Annotated in this window: 11 protein-coding genes; 2 read left to right on the top strand and 9 right to left on the bottom strand. The window is 53.2% G+C overall.

From position 1 onward, the window contains the following. The coding region (locus PHH49_08120; protein ID MDD5488904.1) for a hypothetical protein at positions 1-677 on the top strand (677 nt) is incomplete at its 5' end. A 19-nt stretch (positions 678-696) separates the two neighbouring features. Here PHH49_08120 and PHH49_08115 read toward each other — a convergent pair. The 9 genes from PHH49_08115 to PHH49_08075 all read right to left on the bottom strand — a co-directional run bounded on the left by PHH49_08115 (position 697) and on the right by PHH49_08075 (position 9818). Beyond that, the gene (locus tag PHH49_08115) at positions 697-1206 is read right to left on the bottom strand and encodes a hypothetical protein (GenBank protein ID MDD5488903.1); all 510 of its coding nucleotides are present in this window, start codon (positions 1204-1206) and stop codon (positions 697-699) included. A gap of 94 nt (positions 1207-1300) precedes the next feature. After that, the gene (gene nuoB, locus PHH49_08110; GenBank protein MDD5488902.1) at positions 1301-2059 is read right to left on the bottom strand and encodes an NADH-quinone oxidoreductase subunit NuoB; all 759 of its coding nucleotides are present in this window, start codon (positions 2057-2059) and stop codon (positions 1301-1303) included. An 18-nt stretch (positions 2060-2077) separates the two neighbouring features. Further along, positions 2078-3541: an NADH-quinone oxidoreductase subunit C gene (locus PHH49_08105; protein ID MDD5488901.1), complete on the bottom strand. Its 1464-nt coding sequence runs from the start codon at positions 3539-3541 to the stop codon at positions 2078-2080. Continuing rightward, complete coding sequence (locus PHH49_08100) at positions 3541-5007, bottom strand: proton-conducting transporter membrane subunit (protein MDD5488900.1); 1467 nt, start codon at positions 5005-5007, stop codon at positions 3541-3543. The genes PHH49_08105 and PHH49_08100 overlap by 1 nt, the downstream gene beginning before the upstream one ends. A gap of 6 nt (positions 5008-5013) precedes the next feature. Then, positions 5014-5673 carry a hydrogenase gene (locus PHH49_08095; protein MDD5488899.1) on the bottom strand — a complete coding sequence of 220 codons (660 nt, stop codon included), beginning with the start codon at positions 5671-5673 and terminating at the stop codon, positions 5014-5016. Further along, positions 5674-6585 (bottom strand): NADH-quinone oxidoreductase subunit H, encoded by a 912-nt coding sequence (locus PHH49_08090; GenBank protein MDD5488898.1) that lies wholly within the window; start codon positions 6583-6585, stop codon positions 5674-5676. 2 nt (positions 6586-6587) lie between these two features. After that, positions 6588-8564, bottom strand: a complete 1977-nt coding sequence (locus PHH49_08085; protein ID MDD5488897.1) for a proton-conducting transporter membrane subunit — start codon at positions 8562-8564, stop codon at positions 6588-6590. A gap of 27 nt (positions 8565-8591) precedes the next feature. After that, positions 8592-9269: a PTS sugar transporter subunit IIA gene (locus tag PHH49_08080; protein MDD5488896.1), complete on the bottom strand. Its 678-nt coding sequence runs from the start codon at positions 9267-9269 to the stop codon at positions 8592-8594. Positions 9270-9512: 243 nt separating this feature from the next. Further along, a complete protein-coding gene (locus tag PHH49_08075; protein ID MDD5488895.1) occupies positions 9513-9818 on the bottom strand; it encodes a ferritin family protein in 306 nt (101 codons plus the stop codon). Positions 9819-10342: 524 nt separating this feature from the next. On the opposite strand from PHH49_08075, the gene PHH49_08070 reads away from it, so the two are divergent. Further along, positions 10343-11529, top strand: a 1187-nt coding sequence (locus tag PHH49_08070) for a thiamine pyrophosphate-binding protein (protein MDD5488894.1), incomplete at its 3' end; no start/stop codon positions are given.

Below are 11529 nucleotides of genomic sequence, written 5' to 3'. Positions count from 1 at the left end.
TGTGTTCAGGATGGTCAAGTTGCTCGACGGACGCGAAAAAGGCGTCCATGTCCACATGTACTATGTATCTGGGCTTTCTCATCATGGTTAAATTCTACCACAGCCGGGTGGAAGAGTATAAGGAACTATTATATAATATTCATATGAGCATGATACCGAGTATAAGAGCCATGGGCGTTGTTCTCGCCGCCTGCGTAGTGACCGCGCAAGTGGCCTGTTCCCAGGTCGAGCGGGAAAAGGAACTGGAAATATACGACCGCAACGAAAAACACACGCTCCGTCAGACGGATATCATGGCACCAGCTTATGGCCGGCCTGTCCCGAAGGGATTGGGGTTCGCGCCGGAATACGCGCCTGATCTCACGCCGGACGAGGAAAGATCGCTTGAGGATTTCAGGTACGACCAGAGAAGGTCGCTCCGCCAGACGGATATCATGGCGCCAGCTTATGGCCGGCCAGTCCCGAGGGGATTGGGGTTCGCGCCGGAATATGGGTCGGACCTTACACCGGAAGAAGAAAGGTCCATCGAAGCCTATCGGCGTGACAGGAGCGCTACGCTCAGGCGCACGGATATCATGGCGCCATCCCCCGAACCCGCCGACGCCCCGCGTGGAATGGGGTTTAGCCCCGCCAGCGAACCGAAAGGCCGGGGCCTTGGGTTTGATAAGACGAATTAAGATAAAAGTCCGACCGGTATCATTCCTTGCTGTCCTGGTGGCGCAGCTTGCCGAGTATTTCCTGTATCTTGGGATTATTCATGAGGTCCATGAACTTTTCATTACCCATTAAAGCGGGGACATTGGCTGAGGTTACGGCGGATACTATCTGGGGATCCTTTAGGATATTCTGCAGCTCTTTGTCCGAGCCCAGGTCGGATATCATTGATGATATCTCGGCGTTAGCCGTAAGTGCCTTTTTGTAGCCTTCTACCTGGGAACTTATGGATGGCGCGGACACAGCTTGTTCATATCTCGCGGTACTATTTGGCGCGGGGCTTTCGGATTCTATCCTTGAGATGCTGCCGGCGCCTATTTTTATCTCGCCGAGCGCGGAAGTCATGATCGTATATATACCGTCCTGGAGAGAGACCACCTCACCATTGATGGAACTACCATCCTTTAGCTCTACGCGGCTGGATGGTGCCGCCATAGAGGTCAGGGTGGTTATCGTTATGAGCAAACATATAACAGCGGTCTTTTTTATCATCTGTCCTCCGCGATGGGTTGATGTCTCTCCAAAAGATATAAGGTATTGTACTATCAAGTGAGGGGCTAGCGCCAGATAAAATTCGCTCTAATGGCTATTTAAGCCGTTCCATGATAGAGGTAAGCCCGTGCAGTATCGTTAACGGATGGGGCGGGCATCCTGGGATATAGAGATCTACCGGGAGGACGGTGTCCACGCCGTTATTGGCCTCAGCGCTGTCTATGTAGGGTCCGCCGGATATCGCGCACGCCCCCACGGCAATAACGAGTTTCGGCGACGCCATCGCGTTATAGGTTTTTTCCAGGGCCGACCTCATATTGTTCGTGACAGGCCCGGTGACCACGAGGCCGTCGGCGTGGCGCGGGGAAGCGACGAACTGGATGCCGAACCGCGCGAGATCAAAGCCCGGGGTGTTCAGCACGTTTATATCCGCTTCACAGGCATTGCATCCCCCGGCGCTTACCTGGCGAAGTTTCAGGGACCGGCCGAAAATATGTTTTATGTTCTTTCCCGGGTCTTTCTCTTCCCGGGCTGGTTCGTTCGAAAGGACCAGCCCATCCCTTTTTCTTGACGCCAAACGGTATTCACGCGTGAAAGTCACGGCTTTGCCGGCGCAGGCTTTGTCGCATGCCCCGCAAAAAATACATTTCCCGAGATCGAGGGAAATATTCCCTCCAGGGGCGTCGATCGCTCCCGTAGGGCAGACGGATACGCATTCACGGATATCCTCTCCGGATATTCCGTCCGCGATAAAGGGCATCCCCAGGAACCTTTCCGGAAGGGTATCGTTCCCCGGAGGAAAAGGCATCGTCCTGTAACCTTGTTTTGATCTGGCGTATAGTGTTCTTATCATGGTAATTCCTTGTCCAGTTTAAAGGTCATGTCCGCAATATGACAGGTCAAAGCTCTTATTGCAAAGAGGGAAATTGGAGATTTCTTCTCCTCGCAACGCCATGGCCAGGCCAGGCCAGTTATGGAACGACGGATCGACTATCTTGTACCCGGCTATTTTTCCGTTCGCCCCGGTCAGGACGGAATGGCATATTTCTCCGCGCCATCCCTCGACCAGGGATACGACCATTTTGCCCGGCCTTATTTCCGGCAGGGGAGAGAAAATCCCGTCGTTCGGGAGATTGTCCAGCTGGTCGAAGATGAATTCCACGGACCTTTGTATCTCCAGCCATCTTACGAAAGCGCGCGCGAAGACATCCCCGGTGGAATGCGTCGAGATCGGTATATGGGAGAACCTGAACGCGCCCACTGGCATGTCGAAGCGCACATCCCGTTCTATTCCGCAGGCCCTGGCCGCGACACCTACCAGGCCGAGGCCGGATGCCGTTCGTTCCGATATAATGCCTGTTTCATCGAACCTGTCGACGACAAGGGAAGAAGACCAGAGCAGAGAGACCGCGTTCTTTACGTCCGAGAATGTCCTGGACAGGCGTTCTCTCAGTTCTTTTATCATGGTCGTGTCCATGTCGCGCGTAACGCCTCCGGGCCTCACCATGTTGCGCCCGAATCGGTTACCGCAGATAAGCGCGGTCATGTTGAGGAACTCACCGCGCAGCCGGCCGCAATATGATGATGTCGGAAGGTACCCGATGTCCCCGGCCATAGCTCCAAGGTCACCGGTATGGTTCGCGAGCCGTTCAAGCTCAAGCATAATGGCCCGGAGCACGGAGGCCCTTAACGGTACCTCGCGATCGGACAGGCTTTCCATGGCCTGGCAATACGCCAGCGTATGCCCTATGGTGGTATCGCCGGCGGCGGTCTCGATATAATGTATCGTGCGTTTGTCCGGCCCCCCGGGCAACATCTTCTCCAGGCCGCGATGTTGATATCCCAGGGCTATGTCGAGATGGAAGACCTGTTCACCATGGCACTGGAAACGGAAATGCCCTGGTTCTATGATACCCGCGTGCACCGGTCCCACGGCGACCTCATGTATCTCTTCCCCGGATATGCTCAGGAAGTCCCCTGCGGAAGCGGGTCGTCGCACTGGTTTCAGGCATGGGTGTCCTTCGGGACGTACGCCGCATTGTTCATATATTTCGCGTTCAAAAAGGTGCGCCTGGGGGATGTTCCCGGACAGGGAAGGGTAAGATCCCTTTACGGACGTGGACATGACTTCCAGGTATCCATCCTTGTCGCGCGCGAGGACCATCGTCAGGACCGTATTCCCGGAACCGTCGTTGCTACCCCAGAAAGAGGATATGCGAGCGTCTTCCCGCGTGCCGCGGAACGCGGTCTCTGAGAGATCAGAGACCGACAGGACAGGGATGTCTTTTATGTCGATCTCACCACAATTATATGTCCTTACGGCGCGTGTGTCCATTAAAGCCCTCCAAATGCCTTGGACGATATTTTCAATGCCCGGGCTAACCAGTCGGGGAAATATATGCCTAGGCATATGACCAGGACAAGGAACAGCGCCGGTATATATATCCGCCAGGAAGATATGTTCCCCTCAGGCAAGGCGTCGCCTTTGTCCTTGTCCGGGACGCCGCTGGACATGGAAATGAATATACGGGCCATTCCGATGAACACTATGGCCAGCAGGGCCAGGAACGAGGCCGTGATCCAGTACCTGCCCTGGAACAGGGCTTCTTTAAGTATCATGAATTTGCCTAAGAATATGGCCGACGGCGGTGTACCGGTTATCAGGAGGAATCCCAGCATCCAGAGTATACCTGTCCGGCGGGTCTTTCCGCCGATCAGCCCGTGTATGTCGGGTATGTTCTTCGTCTTGAAATACGACAATATGTTCCCGGCAACGAAGAAAAGCCCGGCTTTCGTCAGGGAATGCCCCAACATATTGATCATGGACCCGAATACGGCAGCCCCGCCCAATCCTAAACCGAGTGTCATTATCCCCATATGTTCCACGCTTGAGTATGCCAGCATTCTTTTATGATCTTTCTGTCCCAGTATGAAAATAGCCGCGAACAATATGGACAGGAGCCCGAAAACGATGAATATATCCTGGCAGTATGACATGAGCCCGGCCCCTATGCAGACCTGGTATACGCGTAAGAGCCCCAGGAAAGCACAGTTGAGAAGTCCCCCGGAAAGAAGGGCGGAGACCACGGAAGGGGCTTCGCTGTGCGCGTCCGGCAGCCACGTATGGAACGGGGCAAGCCCCATTTTAGTGCCGTATCCCACAAATAGGAGGAGAAAAGCCGCTTTCAGCCACGGTATGTTCATGCTAGCGGCATTATTCAATATTTTACCCAGGATAAGGTCGCCGCGTGTGTCGCAAGCTACGGCCAGGAAAAATATCCCAAGCAATGCCACCGCGATGCCGACCGAACAGATCAAGAGGTACTTCCAGGTAGCTTCCAATGACCGTTTAGTGCGATGGAAATATATCAAGGGAGCGCTCGCGAGGGTCGTTGCCTCTATACCTACCCAGAGAACGGCCAGATGCTGGCTGGTAATGACAGCTGTCATCGTGGAGAGGAACAGGAGGAGGCAGCCGCAAAAGACCGCTTCCCGGGAAAAGAAAGACCGCTCTTTTCTCCTTTTATGGCGGCGTTCCTCGTCCGCGAGATAGCACATGCCGTATATCGACGCGCCGCAGAAGAGCAGGCTGGTGACCGACAGGAAGATGATGCCCGTGTGGTCGAGTGCGAACCATTCGTTGCCGGCGGTAATATAGGGTCCGAACCACGCTATGGTTGTCAACGCCAGGTGTACGGCGGCTCCGGCAAGCACAAGCAGCCGACGCAGGATAGCGTTCCGGCTGACCAGGCAGGCCAGTCCCAGCAGGAACGGTATGGTTATCAGCGATATGGCCATCATGTCATGCTATCCTTCTGTTGTTGAATCCTTGAGTTCTGAAAGTTTGTGCGTGTCGATATGGTCGAATTCGCGGCTTATATGGAATATCGCGATACCCATCACGAACACCGCCACGAAAATATCCAGCAGTATGGCCAGTTCGACCAGCAGAGATTGTTTCGCCAGGAAGACGGAGCCGAACAGGTAAATGCCGTTCTCCAGTACGAGATATCCTATTACCTGTGTTATCGCTTTCATCCTGCTGACTATCACGAGGACGCCCGTGAAAAATGTCGCGAAAGACACGGATGCCGCGAGGTGCGAAACGAAGGGTTGCGAGGACAACAGCTGCGCGCTCAGCCAGAACGACAGGCCGAACAGGGCCACCCCCATGAGGAGCGACAGCGGATATCCTCCGAGCGGTTCCACTTCTTTGCGTATATTGGCTTCCTGGAGCGCCCTTAACAAGAGGTACGGGAAAAGCACGCCTTTAAGCAGGATGCTGAACAGCGATATAGCGGCGGCCCCAAAAGACATGGAGTGCGCCTCAGCCAGCAGGGGCATGAGCCCGATGAGCACACCCTGTAGGGCGACTATCTTTATACAGGTACGGATGCGGCTTGAGGAAAGCATCATCAAGTTCATAAGAAGGACGGTGACAACTATAAAATCGCTCCATGTGTTCATTTACTGCCTCAATGTAAGTATTAACGACACCGCTGATAACGCCAACGCGATTATCAGTAAATGGGGGACCTTTAATAAACGTAGCCGCGCGAGAACTGATTCCACGACCCCAACGATAACAGCGAGCAGTAGCATCCAGAGGATATATATGACGCGATCGACCGCCCATGTGTGGGAGTCCGCCCCGAAGAACATCCCCGCCAGCAATGTCCCCAGCACCCAGAATTTAAGGGCGGCTCCGTAAAAAATACAGGCCAGGTCCGGGCCGCTATGGTCCAGGACCATGGCTTCGTGGATCATGGTAAGCTCCAGATGGGTGTTGGGATCATCTACGGGTATACGGGAGTTCTCCGACAGGAAAACGATAAAAACCGCGCCCCATATCAGGAATATCAACGGGCCGTAAGTCGTCCAGGAGTAACTAAGCGTGTTCGAGAATATCCCCGAAATAGACACCTGCCCGGTTATGCGCGCGAGCGCCGCCAGTGCCAGGAAAAGCGCCGGTTCGGCGAACACGGCGAACTGGACCTCGCGGCTGGCTCCCATGCCTTCGAAACTGGACCCCGTGTCGAGGGCCGCTATGACCATGAAGAACCTGGCCAGCGCCAGGAGGTAAATAAAAAGTACAAGGTCCCCGTCAAAAGATACCAGGGCGGGATACCCGGCAAAAGGGACCAGGGTCAAGGCCGCCAATATGGCGCTGAGACTCACTATCGGTCCCGCGATGAATACCCATGTCGTTGTCTTGCTGTACACCGCTCCTTTCCGTAGCAGTTTAAAGATATCATGGTACAGCTGCAACAGCGGGCTACCCTTGCGCCCGGCAAAGAACGCTTTTGTCCTGTTGATGATCCCGAACAGCAACGGGGAAAGCGCTATGACAAAAATATAGTGGGCCATTCTCATATACATATTTACAACTTCCATATAAAAAGCATCACGAGAGCGAACAGGATATACAAAATATAGAACTGCATCTGCCCATGTTGGACCAACGTCAACTTTTCCGCCATGCGATGGATGAACTCAAGCAGGGGGCGGAAAACAACCTCGCTGAAGATATCCGCGGTCTCTGTCCTGAAGGAGGAACTGTCAGGGAAAAATTCGCTCGTCTTGGGCGGATCTTTCTCCGTCCTCAATATGCCTTTGAAGAAATTCATGATGGGCTGGACGAATGAGGACGCGGTATATTGCATCCTGGGCTCGGGCTGCGCGTACCCGCAATCCCATGTAACGACGTCCCGGACATCGCGTTTTGCCAGGAGTCCGCGGCGGAACAAAGCGGCCGACAGTATGATGGCGTAAAAGAGCGTGAAAATACCGGCGATACCTGCCAACGGACGCGCTGCTTCGGACGCGGTCATTCCAATGATACCGGTGGACGTTCCCGCGACATTGATGATGATCTTATCCATGGCGCCCATGATAAAAGGGGCGCCCAGTCCCATAAAGATACAGGCCCCCGCAAGGGCCATCATGGGTGCCAGCATAAGGACGTTCGGGTCACGGGCTTCACGGTGACGCGGGCTTCTTGGTTCTCCCAGGAAGATCATGCCGAACGCTTTAGTGAAGCAGGCCAAAGCCAGGCCCCCTATCAGGGATAAGGACGCTATTATCCCCAGGGAGACAAGGACTATGCCGGTCTCCCCGAATATGCTTTTTAAAGAAGCGAAATAAAGCAGGAACTCCCCGATAAAACCGTTCAATGGAGGTAATCCGCAGATAGCGGCCGATCCGACAAGAAAACAGCTCCCAGTTAAGGGCATCTTTTTGAGCAGCCCTCCCAGGACGTTTATCTCCCGTGTCCCGGTCCTATGCGCGATAGCTCCGGCACCCAGGAAAAGAAGGCCCTTGAAAAAAGAGTGGTTAACGACATGCCATAATGCCCCGGCGAAACCCAGGAACGTCAGGACCGGATCGTTAGCTGCCATTCCGAGTATGCCCATTCCGATGCCTATAGAGATCAGCCCTATATTCTCTATACTTGAGTACGCGAGCAGACGTTTTATGTCATGCTGGGCCAGGGCGAAGAGTATGCCGAGTATACCTGAAACAGCTCCGATAGCGATAAGCGTATATCCCCACCACGCGCACGGTGTTCCAAGGAATGTCAGCACGCGTAGTATACCGTATATCCCGGTCTTGATCATGACGCCGGACATTATAGCGGATACATGGCTTGGCGCCGCGGGATGGGCCTCGGGAAGCCATATATGGAGCGGCATAAGCCCGGCTTTTGTTCCGAAACCGACAAGCGCGCATATGAAAATAATGGATAGCATCGTGCCCTTCGCCGGCATGGTCCACGCCGCGAAGTCAAAAGAACCGCTGTTCTTGGCAAGCAGGATGAACATGACCATCAGGAAAAGCGTACCGATGTGAGTGGCTATCAGGTAAGTCAGTCCCGCCCTGGCCGTATTTTTTTTCTCGCCTTCAAAGATGACCAGGAAGAACGAACTCACGGACATCAATTCCCATGCCACCAGGAAGAGGACGGCGTTGCGGGCCAGGACCACCAGCACCATGCCTGCGACCAGGGAGTTAAAAAAGAGCCAGGTACTGCCTATGTTCTTTTTCCCGAAATAATGCTTCAAATATTCCGACCCGTATAAGGCCGAAAGGGCGGCCAGTATGAAAATGGGGAAAAGGAAAAGTGAGCCCAATGAGTCTATGGCTATCGAGAACGATCCGAACGGGACCTTCCACGGCATGGCCGGCGCGGCCGGTCCCCCGTTCCTGTACGCGATGAGCAGGGCGATAATACCCGCTATGCTGGAGAGCACGACCCCGGACGACCCGACGATGTTGGACAGCTTCACGTGCCTGTTCAGAGCAAGCGACAGGACACCGCTTAACAACAATATATATAACGAACAAAGTATTGTATCCATATGATCCTTAAAAAGAGGGGCCCCCGCTTATGTCCCCAAAAGCCGTTCGGCTTTTTCTATCTCGCTTAAAATTACCTCCCTGGACATCTGGGCCACGATAGCTTTCTTGACATCCGCGTTCTTCAGGACGAACGCTGTGCGGGAAAGCATCTTAAGATGGCTCCTGACGGTCGGGCTTATCAGGGTGAAAAGGCAGCTTACGGGTTTACCATCGATCGCGCCGTAGTCGACTGGTCTTTCCAGGAAACAAATGGAGACTATCGCCTGCGGGATATGCGTGACGACCGGGTATCGCGCGTGGGGAATGGCTATACCGTCACCCAGCCCGGTGGAGCCCAGTTCCTCCCTTACCAGCATCGCGTTCAAGAGATTTTCTTTCTTCACGTCATCCGGGAGGTTAAGGAGGTCGATAACAGCGCTTAAAAGTGTTTTTTTGTCGTTCCCCTCGACACGGTAATAGATGCCGCCTTTTTTTATCGTATCCGCGAGAGAGAAACAGTCTATAACGTCTTTGCCGCCGTCATCGAGTATCGCCTGGGAAAGGTCCATTTTTTGTGATGTGGCCCAATCTAGTATCTCAACGCGGTTGAACCGGTACTGGTCATGTATCCTGTAAAAGGGGATACTTTGCTGTTTTATCCAGCGGTAGATGGTCCTTTCCGTAACATTCAACAGCTTTGACAGGTCTTTTACGCTTAACTGCATTTTATCTCCGGGTTTTATGCTAAGTCGGATATTAATGTATCAGGTCATTAAGGGAATATATAGGTTGTCATATTACGACACAACAGATAATTTGTCAACAAATATCATATGCATAGGACATTTATCGACAATAATATATATAGAACGGCCTCCGGGTAACCCCGGAGGCCGTTCCAGCATGTATATATCGCGTTCATGGTAAAGCCCGTATGGACAAAATGACCGGACAGGGAGGGCTAGAGGTCATTTCTTGTTCTTTTCTATCTCTTCCTCGACCTCTTCGGCGCCCTCGTCATAGAACTTCTGTTCATCCGGCGCGAGTTCCTTAAGGAGCCTCAGGAACTCACCGGCATGGACGCGTTCCTCGTCGGCGATGTCCTTGAGCACTTCCTGCGCGAGTTTGTTGTTCGTGGATTCCGCGAGCTGCATGTAAAGCTGTATGGCTTCATATTCAGCGGCTACCATGAACCTGATGGCGCGTACAAGTTCGGCATCCGTTATTTTTTTGTCCTTTGCCAGTCCTGAAAATGGTGATCCGAAATCCGGCATGATAGCCTCCTTTGTCCTGTGGTTTTTAGTATATTCTACTATCAAATTCGCAGAGGTGCCAGATAAATCACGCGGCCCGTGTTGTTCCTGGGGATATGTTAGTCCAGAGAAAGTTGACAAAAACGGGGGAAGGTGTATAATTACACTAGTTGTAAGAATTAAATAACGGTGAAAAATGGAAAGAACGAGACTTTACAATACCGCGAACGGAACATTGGTTGCTGTAGTACAAGTAGCCGTGGTAGGGTCCGTCTGGAGGTTTTCACCGGATAAAGGGTAACAAGAGATAAGAGCGAGAATTCGAACCCCTTTCGGTGGAAGCCGAAAGGGGTTTTTTTATTTGTGGACATGATAGCGAAAGAAGAAGAATGGTCCTGATATACCTATTGAATGTAACCGTATCCGTAGTAGTAGGTGGCGTATTGCTGCCTCCGTAGGGGGTTGTCCGATTTGGACCGTTGATAAGCCCCTGCCGGCAGGATACTGGCAGGGGCTTTTTTGTTTATGTTAATTAAGGAGGAGTGATGAGATATTCAGGCGCGGAAATAACGATAAAACTACTGGAAAGGGAAGATATAGACATTATCACGGGTATACCGGGTGGGGCGAACCTGCCGCTGTATAGCGCGCTCGCTAAAAGCGGGATCAGGCATATACTCGCCAGGCATGAACAGGGGGCATGTTTCATGTCGCACGGAATGGCCAGGTCAACGGGTAAGACCGCGGTCTGTTTCGCGACCAGCGGGCCGGGAGCGACCAACCTTTTAACGGCCATAGCGGACGCTAAAATGGATTCGGTCCCCATAGTCGCTATTACGGGACAGGTGTCCTCTTCCTTAATAGGGACGGACGCGTTCCAGGAAGTCGATACTTACGGGCTGACCATACCGATAACAAAGCATAATTTTCTTATCCGGTCGGCGGAAGAACTTCTGGACGCGATCCCGGAAGCGTTCCGTATAGCCGCGGAAGGCCGGCCGGGTCCCGTTCTTGTGGATATCCCCAAGGACGTGCAGCTGGAAACGATCGAAATAGGGTCGTTCGACCGGCCGCGTAAGGAACCCCGCTCCATCCGTATTGACAGTGGAGGGATCGAAAGAGCGGCGGAAATGATAAACAGTTCTAAAAGGCCCGTTCTGTACGCGGGGGGAGGGATAACTCTTTCCGGGGCCGAGGGGCCGTTACGGGAGCTTGCCCATAAGAACTCTATCCCGGCCGCGTCCACCTTAATGGGCCTGGGATGTTTCCCGGCCGATGACGGGATGTTCATAGGGATGCTTGGCATGCATGGGCAGAGATACACCAACCATATCATGCGCGAAGCGGACCTGCTCCTGGCTTTCGGTGCCAGGTTCGATGATCGCGCTACGGGTAAGGTCGCCGAGTTCTGCCCGAACGCCCGGATAATACATATCGATATCGATAGCGCGGAGATCAACAAGATAAAAAAAGCCGATATCTATATCCTGGGGGACGTCAGGCATGCGATAGAACAGCTGTTACCTCTGGTCGAGCGTAATGACAGGGAAGCATGGACGAGGACTGTTTCGGACATCAGGGAAAAGTACCCGGTCCAGGAAAGAACGGGACGTGACGGACTGTCGCCGGAGACTATAATCAGAAAGGTCGCGAGTTGTGCCGGGGAAGAAGCCATTATAGCCACGGACGTCGGTCAACACCAGATGTGGGTCGCGCAGTATTACCCTTTTTC

The sequence above is a fragment of the Candidatus Omnitrophota bacterium genome, assembly GCA_028715965.1.
Lineage (GTDB): Bacteria > Omnitrophota > Gorgyraeia > Tantalellales > Tantalellaceae > JAQUQS01.
Note: the sequence above shows the minus strand (reverse complement) of the source record. Positions and strands in the feature narration are given on the sequence as shown.